The 20,484-nt window shown below is 71.0% G+C and carries 18 protein-coding genes, 2 tRNA genes and 2 pseudogenes; 7 read left to right on the top strand and 15 right to left on the bottom strand.

Annotated elements, in window-relative coordinates; translation table 11 throughout:
• Nucleotides 1-65: 65 nt before the first annotated feature.
• The 3 genes and pseudogenes from O7632_RS12555 to O7632_RS12545 form a co-directional block, all read right to left on the bottom strand.
• Nucleotides 66-139, bottom strand: a tRNA-Ile gene (locus O7632_RS12555).
• Between the two features lie 85 nt (nucleotides 140-224).
• A pseudogene (locus O7632_RS12550) lies at nucleotides 225-1,225 on the bottom strand (FAD-dependent oxidoreductase); the annotation flags it as partial.
• 98 nt (nucleotides 1,226-1,323) lie between these two features.
• Nucleotides 1,324-1,396: transfer RNA gene (locus O7632_RS12545), tRNA-Asn, on the bottom strand.
• Between the two features lie 316 nt (nucleotides 1,397-1,712).
• Here O7632_RS12545 and O7632_RS12540 point away from each other — a divergent pair.
• Nucleotides 1,713-2,132: a hypothetical protein gene (locus O7632_RS12540; protein WP_278114217.1), complete on the top strand. Its 420-nt coding sequence runs from the start codon at nucleotides 1,713-1,715 to the stop codon at nucleotides 2,130-2,132.
• Nucleotides 2,133-2,198: 66 nt separating this feature from the next.
• On the opposite strand, the gene O7632_RS12535 is transcribed toward O7632_RS12540, so the two are convergent.
• The 4 genes from O7632_RS12535 to O7632_RS12520 form a co-directional block, all read right to left on the bottom strand.
• Complete coding sequence (locus O7632_RS12535; RefSeq protein WP_278114215.1) at nucleotides 2,199-3,206, bottom strand: sugar phosphate isomerase/epimerase family protein; 1,008 nt, start codon at nucleotides 3,204-3,206, stop codon at nucleotides 2,199-2,201.
• Nucleotides 3,207-3,551: 345 nt separating this feature from the next.
• Nucleotides 3,552-4,457: a sulfotransferase gene (locus O7632_RS12530; protein ID WP_278114214.1), complete on the bottom strand. Its 906-nt coding sequence runs from the start codon at nucleotides 4,455-4,457 to the stop codon at nucleotides 3,552-3,554.
• Nucleotides 4,457-5,608 (bottom strand): sulfotransferase, encoded by a 1,152-nt coding sequence (locus tag O7632_RS12525; protein WP_278114212.1) that lies wholly within the window; start codon nucleotides 5,606-5,608, stop codon nucleotides 4,457-4,459. Before O7632_RS12525 ends, O7632_RS12530 begins: the two co-directional genes overlap by 1 nt.
• Nucleotides 5,605-6,855, bottom strand: coding sequence for a glycosyltransferase (locus O7632_RS12520; protein ID WP_278114210.1), 1,251 nt, complete (start codon nucleotides 6,853-6,855; stop codon nucleotides 5,605-5,607). The genes O7632_RS12525 and O7632_RS12520 overlap by 4 nt, the downstream gene beginning before the upstream one ends.
• Before the next feature lie 262 nt (nucleotides 6,856-7,117).
• Here O7632_RS12520 and O7632_RS12515 point away from each other — a divergent pair, with 262 nt between their 5' ends.
• The 4 genes from O7632_RS12515 to O7632_RS12500 are packed head-to-tail and all read left to right on the top strand — an operon-like array spanning nucleotide 7,118 to nucleotide 10,910.
• Nucleotides 7,118-8,131 carry a hypothetical protein gene (locus O7632_RS12515; RefSeq protein ID WP_278114208.1) on the top strand — a complete coding sequence of 338 codons (1,014 nt, stop codon included), beginning with the start codon at nucleotides 7,118-7,120 and terminating at the stop codon, nucleotides 8,129-8,131.
• Nucleotides 8,128-8,946 (top strand): sulfotransferase, encoded by an 819-nt coding sequence (locus O7632_RS12510; RefSeq protein WP_278114206.1) that lies wholly within the window; start codon nucleotides 8,128-8,130, stop codon nucleotides 8,944-8,946. The genes O7632_RS12515 and O7632_RS12510 overlap by 4 nt, the downstream gene beginning before the upstream one ends.
• Nucleotides 8,943-10,439 carry a hypothetical protein gene (locus tag O7632_RS12505; protein ID WP_278114205.1) on the top strand — a complete coding sequence of 499 codons (1,497 nt, stop codon included), beginning with the start codon at nucleotides 8,943-8,945 and terminating at the stop codon, nucleotides 10,437-10,439. Before O7632_RS12510 ends, O7632_RS12505 begins: the two co-directional genes overlap by 4 nt.
• 9 nt (nucleotides 10,440-10,448) lie before the next feature.
• Nucleotides 10,449-10,910: an NUDIX domain-containing protein gene (locus O7632_RS12500; protein WP_278114203.1), complete on the top strand. Its 462-nt coding sequence runs from the start codon at nucleotides 10,449-10,451 to the stop codon at nucleotides 10,908-10,910.
• Between the two features lie 24 nt (nucleotides 10,911-10,934).
• Here O7632_RS12500 and O7632_RS12495 read toward each other — a convergent pair whose 3' ends face one another.
• The 3 genes and pseudogenes from O7632_RS12495 to O7632_RS12485 all read right to left on the bottom strand — a co-directional run.
• Nucleotides 10,935-11,540, bottom strand: coding sequence for a DUF559 domain-containing protein (locus O7632_RS12495; protein WP_278114201.1), 606 nt, complete (start codon nucleotides 11,538-11,540; stop codon nucleotides 10,935-10,937).
• 60 nt (nucleotides 11,541-11,600) lie between these two features.
• Nucleotides 11,601-11,882 (bottom strand): type IV toxin-antitoxin system AbiEi family antitoxin domain-containing protein, encoded by a 282-nt coding sequence (locus O7632_RS12490; RefSeq protein WP_278114198.1) that lies wholly within the window; start codon nucleotides 11,880-11,882, stop codon nucleotides 11,601-11,603.
• A gap of 183 nt (nucleotides 11,883-12,065) precedes the next feature.
• Nucleotides 12,066-12,505 (bottom strand): annotated as a pseudogene (locus tag O7632_RS12485) (XRE family transcriptional regulator); the annotation flags it as partial.
• 169 nt (nucleotides 12,506-12,674) lie between these two features.
• On the opposite strand from O7632_RS12485, the gene O7632_RS12480 reads away from it, so the two are divergent.
• Nucleotides 12,675-13,433, top strand: a complete 759-nt coding sequence (locus tag O7632_RS12480) for a GntR family transcriptional regulator (RefSeq protein ID WP_278114196.1) — start codon at nucleotides 12,675-12,677, stop codon at nucleotides 13,431-13,433.
• Nucleotides 13,434-13,556: 123 nt separating this feature from the next.
• Nucleotides 13,557-13,745: a hypothetical protein gene (locus O7632_RS12475; protein ID WP_278114194.1), complete on the top strand. Its 189-nt coding sequence runs from the start codon at nucleotides 13,557-13,559 to the stop codon at nucleotides 13,743-13,745.
• 26 nt (nucleotides 13,746-13,771) lie between these two features.
• Here the strand turns inward: O7632_RS12475 and O7632_RS12470 are convergent, their stop codons facing one another.
• From O7632_RS12470 to O7632_RS12450, 5 genes are all read right to left on the bottom strand, one after another.
• Nucleotides 13,772-14,623, bottom strand: a complete 852-nt coding sequence (locus O7632_RS12470; protein WP_278114192.1) for a sulfotransferase — start codon at nucleotides 14,621-14,623, stop codon at nucleotides 13,772-13,774.
• Nucleotides 14,620-16,257: an oligosaccharide flippase family protein gene (locus O7632_RS12465; RefSeq protein ID WP_278114190.1), complete on the bottom strand. Its 1,638-nt coding sequence runs from the start codon at nucleotides 16,255-16,257 to the stop codon at nucleotides 14,620-14,622. Before O7632_RS12465 ends, O7632_RS12470 begins: the two co-directional genes overlap by 4 nt.
• A 1-nt stretch (nucleotide 16,258) precedes the next feature.
• Nucleotides 16,259-17,380 carry a Wzz/FepE/Etk N-terminal domain-containing protein gene (locus tag O7632_RS12460; RefSeq protein ID WP_278114189.1) on the bottom strand — a complete coding sequence of 374 codons (1,122 nt, stop codon included), beginning with the start codon at nucleotides 17,378-17,380 and terminating at the stop codon, nucleotides 16,259-16,261.
• A gap of 13 nt (nucleotides 17,381-17,393) precedes the next feature.
• Entirely contained in the window at nucleotides 17,394-18,962 is a 1,569-nt protein-coding gene (locus tag O7632_RS12455; protein ID WP_278114187.1) for an O-antigen ligase family protein, read from the bottom strand.
• 122 nt (nucleotides 18,963-19,084) lie between these two features.
• Complete coding sequence (locus O7632_RS12450) at nucleotides 19,085-20,482, bottom strand: glycosyltransferase family 4 protein (protein ID WP_278114185.1); 1,398 nt, start codon at nucleotides 20,480-20,482, stop codon at nucleotides 19,085-19,087.
• Nucleotides 20,483-20,484 lie beyond the last annotated feature (2 nt).

The following is a 20,484-nucleotide window of genomic DNA, read 5'->3' as shown; positions in this document are numbered from 1 at the left end:
TCACGAACGGCGTCTCCTGCCGGAATCGGGTGCCGGGTCCGCACCTTCACGCGCTACCAACGAAGTGGGGCGGGCGGGGCTCGAACCCGCGACCGAGGGATTATGAGTCCCCTGCTCTAACCGGCTGAGCTACCGCCCCTCAGCGTCGGAATCCTATCCCGTCAAAGGGATCGGTGACGCGGCACGGTCCCGCGCCTCGGCGAGGGCTTGCCGCCGGAGGACCGTCAAACCTGCCCGGACCGACGACGCAACACCGCTCCCGCCACCCGCCAGCCGCTGGCCAACGCCCCCTGGATCGACGGGCTGTCCCGATGGTCACCGGCGACGAAGACATTTGGACCGACCTCGGCCGGATCCCGTAGCCGGCCACGTGGCGCGACGGCGGCCGGCAACGCGTCGGTGACCCGTACGGTCGACAGCGGGCGCCAGCCGGCGGTGGAGGTCTGGTGGAGCCACGCGAGTTCCGCGCGGACGACCGGTTCCGCAGGCGCGTCCGGGCCGACCACCGACGTCGCGACCAGATGCTGGCCCGCTGGCGCGTACCCCGGCGCCGCCCGGCTGACCACGACGCTGTTGGCGATGATCCCCCGGCGGTCACCGTCGAGCACCAGGATCGGCTCGGCCGACAGCGGCTCGACCGTGGCGTGGTAGTAGGTGGTGAGCTGCCGCATCCGCACCGGACCGAGGCTGGGCAGCAGGGCCGCCGCCGTACGGGGGTCGGTCGCGACGATGATCCACCGGCAGCGGAGGGTTTCGGGCCGGGTCTGCGCCGGTTGGGTCCGGACCAGGCCGGGTTGGATGTCGACGGCGTCGGTCCGCAGCGCGAGCCGGTCGGCCGGGTAGCGGCGCGGCCAACGCGCGCGGCGGCGCGGCCAACGCGCGCGGTAGAGCCGCCATGCCGGCCGCCGGCACACCGATGCGGCCTCGGGCGAACGACCGCAGGATCATCGCCAGGACGTGGTTGGAGGTGTCCAGCTCGCGGTCGGCCAACACCCCGGACAGGAACAGCTGGAGCAGGTCGTCGATGATCCGGTCGGAGAGGTCCGGCGGCCCGCAGCTCGGCGTACGCGGTCGTCTCCGGTGAGCGGAGCAGGCGATCGGGTGCCACGGTGGCGTACCGGGCCAGCAGCAGGCCGAGCCGGAGCCGGTCCGTGAGGGTGCCGACACCGGCGAGCAGGGTGCCGGGAGCGGCGAACGGCATCCGGAGCGGATGAGCCATCCGTGTCGTGCCGGTGCCCTGCCAGACCAGCGCCGACGATGACGATGACGATGACGATGACGATGACGATGACGATCTCGGTCCGGTTGACCATCGCGTGGAAGCTCCCCCGTTTGGACTCGAACCAAAAACCTGCCGGTTAACAGCCGGCTGCTCTGCCAATTGAGCTACGGGGGACTGCGGCGTAGCCAACGGCGGACGATCTCCGGCCGCTTGGCGACGGGACAAGAGTACAGGACGACACGGGGGTGTGGGCGACCGGGTTGGCTCCGGCAGACAGGACACACGCTCCCCTTTCCGCCACGCCACATTACCGTCAAATGCGGACAAAAATTCGAGTTGTCTGCGGGAATGCGTAATGAGGGAGCAGGATGGGTAGACAGCAACGGACAGACGACGCAGGCACGACCGGGTCGCTCATCGGCCGCCGGTACGGGATCGATCTCCGGACGGCGGTCGGGAGCACATCGGGTCAGGTACGGAAGGAGCCGCCATGCGCGGAAAGCTTTGGTTCATCGGCGGGGTGGCCGTGGGTTTCGTCCTGGGCGCCCGCGCCGGCCGAGAGAAGTACGACGAACTGGTGCTCAACGCCCGCAAGGTCATGGACCACCCCACGGTGCAGGAGGCCGCCGGGGTAGCCCAGGCACAGGCCAACCGGCTCTACGTCGAAGGTCGGGAACGGCTGAGCCACACTCGCCTCGGTGAGAAGCTCAACGGCCACGACCACCACGACACCACCTCCTCGACCGGTGGAGGCAGCCTCGCTGGTGCCGGGGTCACCGGATCCGGCAGCACGCCGACCGGTGGTACGGCGAACGGCACGGCGGCGTCGACCGCGTCGGGCTCAGGCACGTCGGTGGGGCGCAGCAGCTCCACCGGCAAGGGTGCGAGCCCGGCCTCCGGCGCCAGCTGACACCCGTATCGACGCGAGAGCCGGTCACCGTGCGGCGCACGGTGACCGGCTCTCGTCGGTTCGACGTCAGTCCCCGCTGGAGAACGCGGCGTCGAAGGCCGCCGTCGGCGCGTCGAAGGCGAGCCGACGGACGAACTGCAGCGCCTCGGGCGCACCGACCAGTCGATCCATCCCGGCGTCCTCCCACTCGACCGAGATCGGTCCGTCGTAGCCGATCGCGTTCAATGCCCGGAAGCAGTCCTCCCAGGGGACGTCGCCGTGTCCGGTGGAGACGAAGTCCCAGCCGCGACGCAGGTCCGCCCAAGGAAGATGGGAAGCGAGCCGCCCACGACGGCCGTCTCCGGTGCGCACCTTGGCGTCCTTGCAGTCGACGTGGTAGATCCGGTCGGCGAACTCGAGGATGAAGTTGACCGGGTCCAGCTCCTGCCAGACGAAGTGCGAGGGGTCCCAGTTGAGGCCGAACGCGGGCCGGTGCCCGATCGCGTCCAGGGTGCGCCGGGTCGTCCAGTAGTCGTAGGCGATCTCGCTCGGATGCACCTCGTGCGCGAACCGGACGCCGACCTCGTCGAACACGTCGAGGATCGGGTTCCACCGGTCGGCGAAGTCCTGGTAGCCCCGCTCGATCATCGCCGGCGGCACCGGCGGGAACATGGCCAGGGTGTGCCAGATCGACGATCCGGTGAATCCGACGACCGTGGACACTCCGAGCTTGGCCGCCGCGCGGGCGGTGTCCTTCATCTCTTCGGCGGCCCGCTGCCGGACCCCTTCGGGCTCCCCGTCGCCCCAGATCCGGGCTGACAGGATCCCCTGATGACGCTCGTCGATCGGGTGGTCGCACACGGCCTGGCCGAGCAGGTGGTTGGAGATCGTGTACACCTTGAGGTTGTACTTGGCCAGGGTCTGCAGCTTGCGCTCGACGTAGTCGTCCTCGGCGAGTGCCCGGTCGACCTCGAAATGGTCGCCCCAGCAGGCGATCTCCAGGCCGTCGTAGCCCCATTCCGAGGCCAGCCTGCACACTTCCTCGAACGGCAGGTCGGCCCACTGGCCGGTGAAGAGCGTGATGGGTCGCGCCATGGTCCTTCTCCCATAGTCGTGGCTGGGATTCCGACCTGCGCCGCGTCGGCGGCGCACGATTGACCGCCGCCGGTCTGGTCGGCGGCGTACGGTGGACCGGCGCGAGGTGTCAGTCCGAGGTGCTTGCTCGGCCACCGACGGTGCTCCGAGCGGTTGGTACGGAAACGCCAGCGGGCACCCGTACGTCCGGTGACGATCGCGGCGGCGCGGATCCACCTGGTCACCCAGCCGATCCACCCACAGCGACCGGGCGGGTTGCGCCTCCCGCCCGGACACCGGCCCGCGTCGGGGCCTGCCAGCATCACTCTAAGCCGCCGCCGGCACCAACGGTAGGGGCCGGGACGGTCAGTAGCCCCACTCCGCCAGAGCCTTCTCCAGCACCCGGTCCACGGCCGCCAACTGGGTCGGCCCCAGCTCCCGCTGGTACGCCGCGCCCCGCCCGCCGTGGAACTCGTAGCGCCGGAAGCCGCGGTCGAACGCGGGTGACCAGTCGAGTCCGAGGAACTCCAGCATCCGGGCGATCTCGTCACGCGGGGCAACGAGCAGGTCCTCGTACCGTACGTCGAGCCACTGGCCGACCGGATGGGCCGCGCGGGCCTGCGCGAAGGACGCCATCAGCATCTTCCAGCCGAGCGCGGCCAGCACCGGGAAGGACTGGTCGGCTTCCTCCCATTCGGCGCGCAGGTCCGCCGGCAACGGACCGAGGAACCAGTTGTCCGGCCCTCGCCACCCGTCCCACCAGCCCATCTGCAGCCAGGAGTTGGTCACCGCCCGGCCGTCGCGGACCACGTTGATCACCTTCAGGTCCGGGTACGCGGCGTGCAGCCAGCCGGTACGCGGCCACCCGGTGACGTGCTGCAGCAACGTCTGGCAGCCTTGCGCCTCGATCCGCCGGTCGAAGAAGGCACGCAGCCGCTGCGCCACGTACGGGGTGAGATCGTCGGCGCGCAGGTCCCGGCAGGGCTTCGAGTAGCCGGCCATCACCTGACGGTCGATCAATTGGTACGCCTCGGACGGAGCGACCCGCAGTCGTCCCCGTTCCAGCAGCCGGCGGCTGTGTCCCAGGGACGTCATCCCGGCGGGCCGGGGGGCCGACCGGCGGTAGAGTCGGCCGTTGCGTCGGCCGGCGAGGTTGAGTCGGGGCAGCTTGTCGTCCAGTCCGGAGACGAATCCGACCGCTGGGTGCCGGGCCAGGATCTCCTGCACCAGGGTGGATCCGCAGCGGCCGGTGCCGACGACGACGGACAGCATCAGGTCGTGCCTTCCTTGGTCAGGGCCGGGCTGGGCGGCGGTACCGGCGTCCGTTCAGGTGCCGGTGCCGGGCGGCGGACCGGGTAGCCGAACCGGCGCAGCAGTGGCCACGTGACCGCGGTGACCACGGCGTACGACCAGCCGGACAACGTCCGAATCCACTCGGCGTCGTCGGTGATGGCGATGGCGCCGGTACGGTGCCGTGCCGGGTTGCCGGCCACCGAATGCGTCGGAGCCAGCCGCACCCGGCCGTCGGCGTCCAGCGGCAGACCGGCCGGATCCAGGCCGGCGAACTCGGCGATCCGGCGGAGTCCGGCCGCCGGATCGGCGACCACGTCCTCGTAGCGGATCCGCAGGTAACGCTCGGGTCCGGCGGACTCGAACAGCCGGCGGGTGGCGGCGTTCCAGACGCGCCACAGCAGCGCCGCCTTCCACACCGGCGGACGGCTCATCAGCCGCTCGTCGCCGGATCCGTCCAAGCCGCGCCGACGGCGCCAGGAGAACGCGGTGCCGCGCGGATCCCGGACCAGGTGCAGCACCCGCAGGTCGATCCCAGGCAGGTCCCGCAGCAGCGCACCGTACGGCGGCAGTTTCGACGAGTCGACCACCACCACGGGCCCGGGGCCGGACCGGCGAACCTGGCGGGCGATCGCCAGGTAGAGCGCGGCGATCGCCGCGTCGTCGGGGTGTTCCGGCACGGCCCGGCGTCCGGTCGACACGCGGCGCAGCAACGCCGGCAGGTCCCGCATCCGCAGCCGGGTCCGCAACCGCCGGGCGATCCCAGACGCGTCCGGCGCACCAGCGGGGCCGGACAACTCGGCACCGCCGGACAACTCGGCACCGCCGGACAGCTCGGAACGGCCGGACAGCTCGGAACGGCCGGACAGCTCGGAACGGCCGGACAGCTCGGAACGGCCGGCACCGCCGGGCAGATCGGCGAGGACCGAACGCCAGACGGGACAGTCGTCGAACGCCGCACCGCAGCCACACGGGCGGTTGTCGAAGATGCCCCGCTGCCACAGGTAGCGCAGTTCACCGGCGGCGAAACCGCCGTCGAGCTGTCCGAGAACGGTGGTGATCAGGGTGCTGCCGCTGCGGCCGCTGCCAGCCAGGTAGAGCACCCGTACCGGAGGCGGGGTGGTCGGGTTCATCGTCGCCCTCCGGCCGGCACGACACGGGCCGCCGCCAGGTAGGCGTCGCGGAGCCGGGTCAGATGCAGCTCCGGCGGGAAGTCACGGTCGATCCTGTCGCGGGCGGCCCGGCCCATCGCGTACGCCCGGTCGGCGTCGGCGACCAGTTTGCCCAGTGCCGCGCCGAGCGCGGCCGGGTCGTCGGCCGGGACGACCTCGCCGTCCACGCCGGCGGTGATCAGCTCCGGCAGACCGCCCAGGTCGGTGCCGACCACCGGGACCCCGCAGGCGAACGCCTCCAGCACCGCCATCGGCTGGTTCTCGTGCCAGCGCGACGGCACGGCCACGACCGCCGCCGCCCGGGTCAGCTCCTGCAGGCGTGACTTGTCGACCCGGCCGTGGAACCGTACCCGACCGGGCACGACGCGCTCGGCGAGCGCACGTACCGCCGGCAGCGCCGGGCCGTCGCCGGCGACGTCGATCGCGACGTCGGCGGGCAGGGCCGCGACCGCTTCGATCAACACGTCCACTCCCTTCTCCGGGGAGATCCGGCCGGCGAACAGCACTCCCCCACCGGCCTGCGATTTGACCGCGATGCCGGCCGTGTCGACGAAGTGGTTGATCACCTGTATCCGGTCCGGGTAGACCCCGGCCCGCGCCATCACGTCGGCGAGGAACCGGCTGGGGCTGACGAACACCCCTACCGGGTCGTAGGACCGTAACTGTCGGTGCATCCAGGTCTCCACCGCGAGTAGCGTACTGGCGGATACCGATCCGTCCTTGCACCTGCGCCGCGCGGCGTGTAGCGGACCGCCGCTGACACACGCCTGGCAGACCTTGCCCTGGTCGAGCAGCTGGTAGCTGGGGCAGGCCAGCTTGTAGTCGTGCATGGTCAGCACGCACGGCACCCCGGCGGACCGGGCGGCGGCCAACACCGATGGTGACAGCTGGTGGTAGATGTTGTGCAGATGGATCACATCGGGGGCGAAGTCGGCGATCACCTGGGCCAGGCCGCGCCGACTCGCCGGGGACCAGATCATCCGGCCGGCGGCGGCGATCCGGGGCGCCAGGCCGCGCGGCGGCGGTTCCAGTTCGACGTACGGCGGGAAATGCCCGGCGTACGGCAGCGAATTGTCGTTGTCGGGGTGAGTCATCCCGAAAAAGGCGACCTCGTCCCCAGCGGACCGTTGTAGGTCGGCAAGGTCAAGCAGATATCCCTCGGCACCGCCACGGCGATAGAGGAACTTGTTCACATGGAGGACACGCATCAGTCCGGCCCGCTCGCTCGATCCCGGGGTGCGTCCACCCGGTTATGGTGGCTCAGGACTCCCGTCCCCCGGCTGCTGCCACACGCTATGCACCGACGCGGAGATAGTCCAGCACCGAATCGCCAACTAGCTGATCGGATGATCTCGTGTGGCTGACCAGTCCCTGGCCTGGCATTTCGCCCCGATCTGTAGGTAGCCTGGCCCCGGCCCGACCTCGCCCCAGCCTGGCCACGACGGCTGGAGACCGCTACGAGGAGGACCGGTGAGACACGACGATGAGCCCTCGGCTCTGGCATGGACCGCGCGGCGCGTCGCCCGGCACGCCCGGTGGATCCGGACCGAAGGTCTGCGCCGGCTCGTCGAGGAGGACCGGCTCAACCCGGTGGACCGGGCCGGCACCGCCTGGCGTAAACTGCGCTGGCGTCGACGCCACGGCGTACCCCGTGGCCAGGCCGTACCGGTCTATCTCGTCGGCCTGCAGCGGTCCGGGACCAACATGCTGGTCCGGGGGTTGGAAACCGCGCCCGAGTTCGAGGTACGCAACGAGAACGACCGACGGGTCTTCCACCGCTTCCAGTTGCGCGACGACGCCGTGCTCACCGCCGTCGTGCGTCGCAGCCGCCACGCGTACGTCCTGGTCAAGCCGCTGTGCGACAGCCACCGGGTGGACGAACTGCTCGCCCTGCCCGGCACGGCACCCGGCCGGGCGATCTGGGCCTGGCGCGACGTCGACGACCGGGCCCGGTCGGAGGTCGCCAAGTTCGGCGACGCCAACCTGCGAGCGCTGGCCACCATCGCCGACGGCACCATCGGCCGGCGCTGGCAGGGCCAACGCCTCGACGCCGACACCTACGAACTCATCCACGGCTTCGACTACCGCACGATGGACCGGTACACGGCCGCCGCACTGTTCTGGTACGTGCGCAACAGCCTGTACTACCGGCTCGGCCTGGACCGCCGCGACGACGTCCTGCTCAGCTCCTACGACGCGCTGATCGCCGACCCGGCCGCGCAGGTCCGCCGACTCTGTGACTTCCTCGGGCTGGCGTACCGGCCGGAGTTGTCCGCGCACATCGCCCCCCGCGCGCCGCGCCGCCAACCGCTGCCGATCGACCCGGCGGTCCGTACGCTCTGCGACGACCTCACCGCCCGCCTGAACTCCCGCCTCGCCGGTGACCCACCGGCTCCCGCCACCCCACCTGCTTCCGCCACCCCACCTCGACAAGCCGACACCGACCGGCGTACCCCGGTGAGCGTGGAAAGGACCGACCCGTGACCGAGACCGAGACCGAGACCGCCGAGCAGACCACCACCGACGTGACGCCGTCGCCGACGGCCCCCATCTTCCTGGTCGGCTGTCAGCGCTCCGGCACCACGTTCTTGCGGCTGGTGCTCGACTCGCACTCGCGGATCTCCTGCGGACCGGAGACCCGGTTCCTGCCGGACCTGCGGCGCATCGTCGGGTCCGACTGGGAGCGGCTGGCCCGGTTCGGCTTCCCCCGGGAGGACTGGCTGCGCCGCATCGCCGACTTCTTCGGCGGCGTGCACGCCGACTACGCCGAGGGCCGGGGCAAGGCCCGGTGGGCCGACAAGACCCCGCTGTACGCGATCTCGCTGGACTTCGTCACCGAAGTCTTCCCCGACGCGCAGATCGTGCACGTCATCCGCGACGGCCGGGACGTGGTGGTCTCGCACCGCAAACGGTTCGGCTACTGGTCGGCGGTGAAGTGCGTGGTCAAATGGCCGCGCTACATCCGTACCGCCCGCGCGATGGCCGCCGACCTGCCCGCCGACCGGTACTACGAACTGCGCTACGAGGACGCGGTACGCGAGCCGGAGAAGTCGATGCGGGCGCTGTTCGAGTTCCTCGGCGAACCCTGGGAGGACGGCGTGCTCGACTACGTCGACAAGCCACACGACGTGGCCGGCAAGTACACCGCCGAAGCCGACCGTCGGCGGACTGCCGCCGGCACCGACTCGGCCATCTACGGCTCCCGGGTCGGCAGCCACCGGCGCGAACTCGATCCGTTCCTGCGCCTGCTCGTCGCCGTCTTCTCCGGCCGCATGCTGCGCGAACTGGGTTATCGGTGACCACCGTTACCCGACTGAACGCTGCGGGCCGGCGCGGCGTCGCGGCTGCGCTCGGCGTACTGCTGCTGCTCGCCGGCTGCACCAGCGGCGACGACGACGCCAGCCCGTTACCCGCGCCGACAGCACCGCCGGCACCGCCGAGCGGCGCGCCGCTGCCAGACCTGCCGCCGTACCCGGCCGACACCCACCCGTTCGGCGCGCACTGGGACTGGAACCGCTACGACGAGTTCCTGCCGTACCTGCGCAAGCTGTCCGGGTCGGCGACGTACCACGAGATCAGCTGGTGCAGCATCGAGCCGGTCGCCGGCCAGCCGGACTGGACCGAGTTGGACCGTATCGCCCAGCGCAGTCGTGAACTCGGCATCGCGCTCAACATCAAGATCCGCACCGAGATGTGCTGGGCCACCGGCGGCACCCCGGAGTACCTGCGCGGCCAGGCCAACAAGACCGAGTCGACGATGCCCCTGGACATGGCCGCCTACCAGCGGTTCGTCTCCGAAGTGGTACGCCGGTACACGCCGTACGGCGTCCGGCAGTACGCGATCGAGAACGAGGTGAACGCCCCGCAGTACTGGCGCGGCACCCCCGAGGAGTACGTCACCCTGGTCACCGCCGCCGCCGAGGCGGTGCACGAGGCCAACCCGGACGCCGTGGTGGTCGACTCCGGCATCAGCAGCGTCGCGTACGGCTTCGGGGTGGTCGACCGGCTGGTCCGCGCCGGCCGCGACGACGAGGCGATCGCCGCCTACAACGCGTACTTCCAGCGTCGCATCGGCACCCGGGGCCGCAAGATCCCCGAGGTGGACGCGATCGAGACGCTGCGGACCGCGCTGGCCGACGAGACCAACGCGCGTAACGTCGCGTTCCTGGCCGCCACCGAGCGACTGATCGACGACGGGATCGTGCAGTTGCGCCAGGTGCACTACTACGAGCACTTCGACGGCGTACCGGCGCTGTTGGACTACCTGGCGGCGGAGAACCCGGCCGACGTACCGATCGAGGCGTGGGAAGTCGGACAGTTCTGGCGCGACGGCGACGGCGACGACATCAGCCGGGCCGAAGAGGTCGTCAAGGTCTCCACGATGCTGCTGGCCGGTGGCATCCGGCAGGTGATGTGGCTGCCGCTGGGCTACAACCCGAACAACCGGGCCGGCAGCGAGGTCCGCTACGGCCTGCTCGAACCTGACGGTACGGAACGGGAGGCCGGCCGGATGTTCGAAAGTCTGGCGATCGCCGCGCGGGGTGCCACCGTCACCCCGGTCGACCGCGACGGGCTGACCGGGGTGGCGTTCCAGCAGGGTGCGGAGAGCACCCTGGTCGTCTGGTCCAGCGAGTTCAACGACGATCTGCGGGTCTCACCGGTGCCGAGTCTGCGCGCGGGCGCGGCCGGCGTCGACCTCGCCCCGGCCAGCGGCGAAGTCACCATCTCGGACCGTCCGATGCTGCTGCGTGCCACCGGCTCCCCCGATTCGATCCTCGCCGAAGTCGACTGAGGCGGATCAGTGGAGAAGCATCCGTTCTCGGCCGCCGAGTTCGCCGACATCTACAGCAAGGTGCCGCGACTGACCGCCGAGGTGGTGTGCGTCGACTCGCGCGGTGTCGTGCTGACCAAGCGGGCTGTTCCGCCAGCCCAGGGGAAATGGCACCTACCTGGTGGGACAGTGCACTTCGGCGAACACCTCCACGACGCGGTCCGGCGGATCGCCCGGCGTGAACTCGGGGTGGCCGTGACGGTCGGCCGAATGCTCGGATACATCGAGTACCCGTCACTGTTGCGGGAGGGATACCGTGGCTGGCCGGTCGGCATCGCGTTCGAAGCGACGCCGAGCGGCACCCTGCTGGCCGCCGACGAGCAGGCTGACGAGGTCGGCTGGTTTCGCCGCGTCCCGCCCCGCACGCTGCCGGAACAGGCAGCGTTTCTGGAACGGTTCTTCGCCACTGAGATGAGCATCGGCAGGTCCTGAGCCGAATCAAGGGCGGCGGTCGCATCAACGGCGGCGGTGGTCGAGGATGGCCAGGATCTCTCGGCGGACCTGCTGTGGTTCGCACATCAGTCGGCGGTGTGCGAACCGCACCACCTGGATGCCGGCGGTCGCCAGCAGTGCATCGCGTCGTAGGTCGATCTCACGCTGGGCGGGGCTGCCGTGCGATGCCGCCCCGTCGAGCTCGAAGTCGACCCGTTCCCGTCCGGCGTACACGTCCAGATAGAAGGTACGGCCGCCGCCGACCCGGACCATCTGCTGACGTCGGAACGCGGGCATGCCGGTGCCGACGAAGACGTGCTCGTGGCCCCAGATCTCCAACTGGCTGCGGCAGCCGGTGGCCAGCTTCGTCAGCAACGTCCGCAACGCGGCCCGGTCGGTGAGCCGGGGCAGCTCATCGAGGGCTGTGGTGATCCGGTCCGCGTTCGTCCACCGATCGTTGACCGCCCGGATCAGCGGAGCCGGCCGGTCGATGGCCGGCAGCAGCGGCCAGGACTCGACAAGACTCCGCTCCAGCCGTACCACCGGTTCTCCACCCCGCACCACCACCTGCGGCGGACCGACGACGAACGCCCGCCGGTGGTGCACAGTGAGCCCGGACCGGCTGCGCATTCCCGCGCCGAACGGCACCGTCAGGTGCAGTGCCTCGTCGGCGGGTTGCCGGCGCAGCCCTCAGAGTTCGAGTGCCGTGGTGTGGCTGAACGCGGCCCGTCCGGCGGCGTAGGCCAGTGCCGCCAGTCGTCGCGGCTGCGGGCCGAGAACGTGGATCGGCGACGCTGCGCCGCGGTGGTGGTCGATCAGGTCGGCCGCGACGTAGACGCCGGGCAGTACGTGTCGGAGCCGGCCGGCGTGCACCGCGTTCTCCAACGCCCAGCGCGGCAGCACCTGGTACACCTGGCGGCGGGTCACCACTCCCCCGGTACGGCGCAGGAGTGCGTCGAGCACTGGGTCCATGGCCCTCGACGATGCCCGAGCCGCAGTCCCCTGGGCACGACCGGGTGCGGGTGGGCTGTGGACAGACGGTCGGCTGTGGATCGGGCGATGCCGGCCTCGGTGATGTGCTACCGGTCCCCCTCATGATCAGTTGTCGTATTGACGGGCTCGCAACGGCGTGTCGGCCGTAAACACGACAACTGATCATGAGGCAGCGGGCGGCTGCTCCGGATCGGGCTTGCGATCGTAGGCGGCCAGGGTCGCCTTGTTCGTGCTGGCGTCCTGGAAGATCAGCTCCCACGGGCCGGTGTTGACGTCCATCTCCTTGCCGAATCCGATCCACTTGCCGCTCAGCCGACGCCCGGTGGGCTCGGCCAGGAGTTGGATCGCACCGTGGTAACGGGCACCCCGGTAGTAGCCCTGCGGCGCGGTCTGCTCGACCAGGTCCCGGTGACCACGTTGCCGTCGATGGTCAAATCCATGGTGAGTGGCGCGTCGGACGACCCGGGCAGGCTGCGTACGGTGAGCCGGTCTCCATGCTGCAGCAGCACCACGTAATGCCGACCGGTGAACACGGCACCACGACCTGAGCTGTGGTACTCGTACCGGGACAACCACACCCCGGAGTAGTTGCCGGTCGGCGCGGTACGCGGGGCCGGCCCACCGCTCGGCACCGGCGGGGTGGCGTTCGAAACCTCCACGACGTGGTCTCCTCCCTCGTCGTCCGTGCTGCACAAGCATATGAAGTAGCGGGTACGCATCCGCTGTACTCTCCGGCATGTGAAACTTTCAGGAGACACTTGGTGGTGAACCATGGCAGAAACTGGTGAAACAGCCGAAACCGTCGCTGCTCACCTCCGTGAGGAGATCCGGACCGGCGAACTCGCCGAGGGCGACAAGGTGCCCACTACCAGCGCCGTCATGGACAGGTTCGGCGTCGGCAGAGGAGCAGCACAGCAGGCGCTCAACGCGCTGCGGGCGGAAGGACTTGTCACCTCGCGGCGCGGCGCCCCCGGCATCGTCAAGGGCTGGTTCGCCCGACTCGTACGGGTCATGCCAGATCGCCTGGACAGCTCGAAACAGCTGGGGCGAACCATCCATCAGCATGACGCCGGCGACCGCCCGATCCGCACCGACGTCGAGGTCGACGAACTTCCGGCACCCGACTTCGTTGCCGCAGCCTTCGGCGTCGACGAGGGCGATCCGGTGGTTCGCCGCAAGCGGGTGCACTGGGTGGAAGGTCGCCGCGTCCAGATATCGGCGTCCTACTTCCCCGTCGAGCTCGCACGAGGCACGGCGATCGTCTACAAGAACTCCGGCCCCGGCGGGGTGTACGGCCGGCTTGAAGATCAAGGGTGGAAGCCGACCAGGTTCGAAGAGCGGGTCGTCGCCCGGCCGCCGCATCCCGACGAGATCGATGACCTGGACATCGCACGAAACAAGGCGACGGTGCTGCAGATCACCCGGTACGCGAGGTCCGGTGACCGGTGCGTCGAGGTCAACCGGATGGTGCTGGATGCAGGAGTCTACGAGCTGGTGAACCACTTCGATCTGACAGCCGACACCCACTAACACCTGCAACAGTTGACATGCATATGCAGCTTTGCCATGCTGGGTCTCATCCGACAGGAAGCCCTCCGCCGGGATGTCGTGACCGACTTCCCGGAACCGGGCCGAGACACAGGGAGACCTGCCATGCCAAGCACAGTTCTGGTCGTCGGTCCACGGGAGCTACCCGCGAGCGGGACGGTCGAAGTGTGGGCCGACGCCGGCAGCGGCGGGTCCGGGCAACGGATCAACGTACCGGTCACCGATCTGCAGGTGGCCGAGATGGACAACGGCGCTGGCACGTACGCGATCTACCTGCTCCACTCCCGTCACTGAGCTGACCGGACGCGGGACGTGTCCCGTCAGCTCCTCGGAGACCAGGTGTGCGGCCAGCCGAGCAGGTCGGCGAGGTCGGCGTTGGGTGCGGCGAAGTAGCCGCCGAGCTGGGCGCGCAGCTCGCAGGTCAACTCCCCCGGCCCCCGGTCGGTACGCCGGGTGTGCTGGGCGAACCCCGCCGGCGTGAACGAATCCAGGCCGAGGAACCGCAGCACCCGGTCGTAGACGCCGGCCGGGTCGACGTACATGTCCTCGCTGCGCAACACCAACAGCTGGTCACCCGGCAGTACGGCGTACCAGCGCCGCAGCTGCTCGACGTAACGCCCCCGGGCCAGGTACGAGTGGTTACGCAGGGCGGTGTGCGCGGTCGGGCTGTCCGGTCCGTCGCGCAGCGCGTCGGCCAGCCGCCGCTCCTCGGCGGCGACCGCGTCGGCGAACGACAGCGGTTCGGCACCGTACGAGCGGGTGTGCAGGTAGTGCGAGTAGGCCCGTTCGACCGGATCCCGTAGCAGGGCGATGCACCGGGCCTGCGGCAGACCGGCGGCGACGCGGGCCGGCACGCTCGGGTGGAACAGGTAGTACGGGCTGGCTTCGAAGCTGCGCACACCGGCGGGCCGGACCGGGAAGTGCGCCCGGTACCAGCGCTCACCTCGTCCATGGTGGATGCTGAAGTACTGCAGTTCCTTGCCGGTGGCCGGACGGACCTGCGGGTGCGCGGCCAGGTAGTGGTGCAGCGAAGTGGTACCGCAGCGCTGTCCACCGATGATCAGGAAGTCCGGCGGCGCGCCGAGCTGGCCGGGCACCACCGACCGGGCCCAGGCCCGTGCGCCGCGTACGGTGCGGCGCAGCCGGTCGGTCGTTCCCCGGTTGCCGGTCACCGCGCCGCCTCCTCAAGGGTCGGGGCGGACGTGACGCGGCCACCGGCCGGTCCCGGGCCGCCGTCAGCGCCACCGGCGCCACGACCGGCACCGCGCCGGCCGCCCCGGCGCAGGGTACGCAGGACCATCATGTCCTCCCGGCTCAGCCCCAGCGCCAGCACCACACCCACGTAGACGACCACCACCACCGGCAGCCCGACCAGCAGCTGCTCCGGCCAGCCCGGTAGCAGCAGCCGGACGGCCAACCCGGCGGCGAACGCGGCCAAGCCGGCGGCGAACCCCTTGAGCATGCCGACGGTCACCGGCACCGCGTGGATCAGTGCCCGCACCTGCAGGACCCGGGCGACGTTGACCACGGCCAGCGAGATCGCCCAGGAGATCGCCGCCCCGATGATCCCGTACGCCGGAATCAGCCACAGGTTGAGCAGGATGTTCAGCAACAGGGCGGCGATGTTGTCGTACATGTTGATCGCCACCCGGCCGGACATGTTCAGCACCGTGCCGCACGGTCCGGTGGCCGCGTTGACCAGCTGCCCGACGGCGAGGATCAGGGTGACCGCCGCGCCGGCGGCGAACCCGCCGCCGAAGACCGTCAGCAGGCTCTCCGGGAAGACCAGCAGCGCCACGAACGCCGGCAGCGACAGCCGGACCACCCAGCCGGTGGCGGCACCGTAGATCCGCCGTACCTCGTCGGCCCGCCCCTGGTGGTGCAGGTAGGCCAGGTACGGTCCGAACGCGGCGTTGATCGGGGCGAGCACGAAGATCGCGACGGTGACCAGCCGGGTGGCGACGTTGTAGACGCCGATCTCGTCGTTGGCGAAGAAGCCCAGCATCAGGGTGTCCACCCAGATCAGCCCGGTCGACGACAGCGACGACACCCAGCTGACCGTGGAGAAGCTGAACAGCTGCCGGGGCCGGTAGACGACCGGACCCGGCGCGACCGTACGCATCAGCCGGGCCAGCGCGCCGAGGGCCAGCAGCGCGGCCGACCAGCCGGCGACGACCAGCGCCCAGTAGCTGCCGGTGATCCCGACCCCGGTGATCAGGGCGAGGGCGGTCAGCAGCAGCCGGGTCCCGGGTTCGTAGATCTGCCCGATCAGGGTGAACGGCCGCTGGGTGCGCCAGCCCCGGGTGGCGGCGAGCGCCGCTTCGCAGACGGTCAGCGCCGGCAGGGTCAACGCCACCAGCCGCAGCCCGGTGACCAGGCCGGGGTCGTGCAGCGCGGCGGCCAGCGCCGGGGCGGCCAGGGCCAGCGCGACCGCGATCGCGGTGGCCGAACCGGCCGAGATGGCCAGGCCGAGGCGAATGGTCCCCCGGATCGCCGCCGGGTCGTCGTCGGCCAGGTGTACGGCGACGAAGCGGGTCAGCCCGGCCCGGAACCCGGACAGCGACAGCAGGCTGAGCAGGGCCAGTACGGCGTAGCACTGGGCGTACTGGCCGACCTCGCTGATCCCGAGGAAGCGGGCCAGCAGCAGCATGACCAGGAAGACCGCGCCCTGGTTGAGGACCGCCCCGACCAGGTTGAGCCCGCCGCCCCGGGCCATGCCCCGGATGTGCTGGTCGCCGGAATCGGCGGTGGTCGGCGGCGGCACCGGCTGCGGCTGCGGGTCCGACGGCGTCACCTCGGCGGGCACGTCACCGCCCCGCGTGGGGTTCGAGCGCGCCACCGGACCCGTACACCCGGCCACCCGTGCGGGACGCCTGCCCGACCGGGGTGGCCCGGCCGACCCGGGCCACCGGGATCTCGCGGGTCTCGTCGCCGCCGGTCGGCCGGGGGCCGGACGGTCCGACGGGGTCGCCGGACGGAGTCGCCGGCGGTTCAGTTTCCCGGTTGCGGGCCAGCAGTTCCAGCAGGGCGACCAGGACCACGGCGAGCAGCACGCCGGCACCGGCGACCGGGACCGTGGCGTTGACCAGCGCGCGGGTCCGGGACACCGCCCGGACCGCCCCGACGCTGGCGACCTCCGCCGGATCGGCGGCCTGGGCTTGGGCGCGGGCCGCCTGCAGGCCCTGGCGGGCCGACGACAACGCGCTGGTGGCGGCGTCCCGCTGGGCGATCAACGCTTCGTAGTCGGGCAGTTTGGGGCCGATGGTGTCCAGCCGGCGCTGCCCGGCTTCGATCGCTTCGGTGGCCGCGTCGACCCCCCTGCCGTTGCCGACCGCCTGCATCTGCAGGCGCTGCTGACGCAGGCTGGCCAGCTCGGAGAGGGTCGCCTGGTAGATCTTGTCGGGCTGGGTGACCTCGTTCTCGGTCTCCCAGGCGGTGATCGCGGCGGTCGCCGCGGTCACGTCGGCGCTGGCCGCGGTGACCTGCTCGGTGGCGATCGCCACCTGGGAGGAGAAGAGGAAGGCCAGGGCCCGGTCGGCGGTGGCCACCAGCACCGGCTCGACCGTCGCCCGGTTCGTCGAGGCGTACGTGATCTCCATCTGGCTGCTGGCACCGACCTGGCTGACGGACAGTCCGGACCGCAGCCGGCTGGCGGCGATCCCGGTGTCGGCGGCGACCTCGTCGACCACCCGTGGTGACGTCGCGGCGGCGCTGAACGCGGCGGCGAACTGGTTGGCCGCCTGGTTGCCGGTGTACTGCTGGGCGGCGGCTCCACCGACCAGGGCCGGCGCCGCCACGTACGCGGTCGCGGTGTACTGCTGCGGAGCGATCAGCACCAGGGTCGCGGCCGCCCCGGCGGCCAGGACCGGCACACCGACCAGCAGCCACAGCCGCCGGCGCGCGACGCGCAGGTAGTCGACGATCTCCACGCTATGGCTCCTACTACTCGTACCGGACGGGTGATGCCGGGACGGCCACCGTACCGGTGGTGGCGGCCCGGCCATGGGCGATGGCGCTGGCGGCGGCGGCGAACGCGACGAAGTACCAGAGTGTCACCACGTTGGAGATGACGTTGGAGGCCAGGCTGACCGCGATGAACGCGACCGCGCAGCCGGCGAAGCCGACGGCGACGCCCCGTTCCAGGGTGCCCGGCGGGGCGCGGCGGAGCGCGGTCCGCCCGGTGTGCACGAGCAACACCAGCATGGCCAGGTACGCCAGCAATCCGGCGACCCCGGTCTCGACGTACGCCCGCAGCAGGTCGTTGTGCGGCTTCTTGGCCTGCGGCGTCGCGTGCTGGGTCATGTTGGGCCCGATCCCGGTGACCGGGTTGCGGTTGGCCAACGGAACAATGTCGGTCCAGTAGCCGACCCGCCACTGCAGGGTGTTGCCGGTCGGTCCGCCGCCGACCGAGCGGTCCTGGCCGAGCTGGGCGAACCGGTCGGCCACCGACGGCAGCAGACTGGCCCCGGCGACCGCGACGACGAGCAGGGTGACCAGCATCCGGCCGCTGCGGTGCAGGACGGCGACGACGACCAGGCCGATCGCCGCGCCGAGGATCGCCGACCGGGTGTTGGTGAGCATCAGGAAGATCAGTGACGTGGCGAGCAGCACACCGAGGACCAGCCGGGCCCGGCGGCTGAGGAACCGGTAGACGGCGAAGCCGAAAATGACCAGGAACATCAGGTAGCGGCCGAAGGTGGTGGACTGGCTGAACGGGCCGCTGACCCGGATGAACTGCCCCTTGACTTCGGAAGGGACCTGGCCGAAGAGGCTGGTCAGTACGGTGTAGGCCAGCGCCAACGCGAGCGAGGCGTAGCAGGCCAGCAGGATCCGGCGGATCGCGGCACGATCCGGCATCAGCTGTTCCAGCACGACGAACATCACCACGACGGTGAGGATCCGCAGCGCCTCCAGCAGGCTCGGCGTGGGCCGGTCCGCACCGAGCGCGCTGACCATCGCGGTCGCCCCGACCAGCAGCATCGCCCAGCCCAGCGGGGATCCGCGCAGCCGCCCTTCGCGGCGCAGTTGGGCCGCCAGCCACAGCCCGGCGGCCAACAGGAACAGCACCGCGACCATCGTCGACGGGTCGGTCAGCCGGGACGCCTGCTCGGTGTCGGCGCGTCCGGCGGTCGGCCCGGACAGTTTGACCACGTCGAGCAGGGGCCGTACGGCGAGCATCAGGATCACGTACCCGGAGAACCGGGTCATGGCCAGCACCCCGACGGCGATACCCGCCGCGAGGGCCAGCGGGAGGACCACCCCCCGTCGGTCGCCGGCGGCGAGCGCGAGCCCGGCGCTGAGTGCCACCGCGGCGGCGGCGACGGCGGCGAGAACGCTCAGCACCTGCCCGCCGGTCCGGCGAGGCCGGTCGGGCCGGTCGGACCCGGTGAGCCGGCCGGACCCGGTGAGCCGGCGGGGCCGGGTGTGCGTGGGCACGCCGAAGCCGCCGGACGGCATGGCACCGTCCCGCTCCCGGCCATCCGGCCAGACATCCCGTCGCGTTGTCGTCACCGCACGCCGATCCGCTGTCTCGCTCCACCTGCTGTTGGCGTCCACCGGTGCGGACGGCCCAATCTACGCTCTCAGCCGGGTCCCTGATCAGGCAGTATCTGCCGACCCGCCGGCCATGCGCATCAGCCGTCCGGCTCCGTCCGGGCCCGCTCGTCGGCAGGTCCGGGGGCGTCGGTGAGAACAGTGGAATCGGTGGAGCCGGTGGAGCCGGTGGAGCCGGTGGAGCCGGTGGGACGGCCGGCGTCGGCGCCGACGGCCGAGTCAGATCGCAGCCGACGAGGGCGGATCAGCTGCGGACGGGGGCGTTCCGGCTGCGGACGGCGGGGCGCGAGCAGATCCAGGTAGAGCGCCTCCAGTTCCCGGGCCGCGGCGTCCCAGGTGTATTCGGTGGCGACCCGGTCGCGCAGTCCGCGCGCTCCGGCCCGTTCGCCGTCGGGGTCGGCGACCACCTGCCGCAGGGCGCGGACCAGATCGTCGAGGTCGCCGTCGGCGAACAGCCGGCGACCCGGAGCGTCGGCGGTCAGCACCTCCACGTGGGGGGTGATGTCGCTGGCCACGACCGGCAGGCCGTACGAGGCGGCCTCCAGCAGGGTCAGCGGCAGCCCTTCCAGTCGGGACGGCTGCACGAAGGCAGCCGCGTGCGAATACAGTTCGGCGAGCTGGTCGCCGTAGGCGAACCCGGTGAACACGATCCGTGGGTCGTCGACCGCTTCGGCGCGGACCCGGGCGACGAACTCGTCGCTGAACGACGAGCCACCGACGATCGCCAGCCGCAGATCGGTGTCGACCTGGCGGAACGCGCGGACCAGCAGATCGGCGGACTTCTCCGGGACGAGTCGGCCGACCATCAGCAGATAGCCGCCGGGGGTCAGCCCGAAGCGGGGACCGATGTGCCGGGCCGGAACCTGCCGGGGGGCGCTGACTCCGTTGGGGATGTAGCTCGCCGGGCTGCCGAAGCGGGTCTCGTAGTGGTTGGCCAGGGCGCGGGAGACCGCGACCCGGGCGTTCGGGACGTGGCCGCTGAACAGGTGCGCGGCGCCGAGCACGGTCCGGGCCATCCGGCTCCATTTGGCCCGCTGGTGGTCCAGGCCGTGCACGGTGAGTACGACCTTGCTGCGGGCCAGGTAGCGCGGCAGCGGGGCGACCAGACCGGGCCCGAGACCGTGGTAGTGCACGATGTCGGGCCGTTCCCGCATGGCGGCCATGGTGGAGGTGGTGGAGTGCACGATCGCGTCGAGGTGCTTGCTGGCCACGGTCCGCACCTGACGCAGCCGTACGCCCCGGTAGCGGTCCATTGGCACCGAGCCGTAGCTGGGCCGGCAGTAGACGGTGACCTCGTGCCCCCGGGCGACCAACCGGCTTGCCAGTTCCTCGACGTGCCGTTCGATCCCACCGTAGGTGGCGGGCATCCCCTTCTGCCCGATCATGGCGACCCGCAGCGGCCGATACCCCGCGTCGCCACCGGCGGGACGCCGGTCGACATGGTGCGAATCTCCAGTCACCTGGTGGGGTATGGCCACGA

The organism is Solwaraspora sp. WMMD406 (assembly GCF_029626025.1).
Classification (GTDB): Bacteria; Actinomycetota; Actinomycetes; order Mycobacteriales; family Micromonosporaceae; genus Micromonospora_E.
This window is presented reverse-complemented; position numbering and strand designations above follow the sequence as displayed.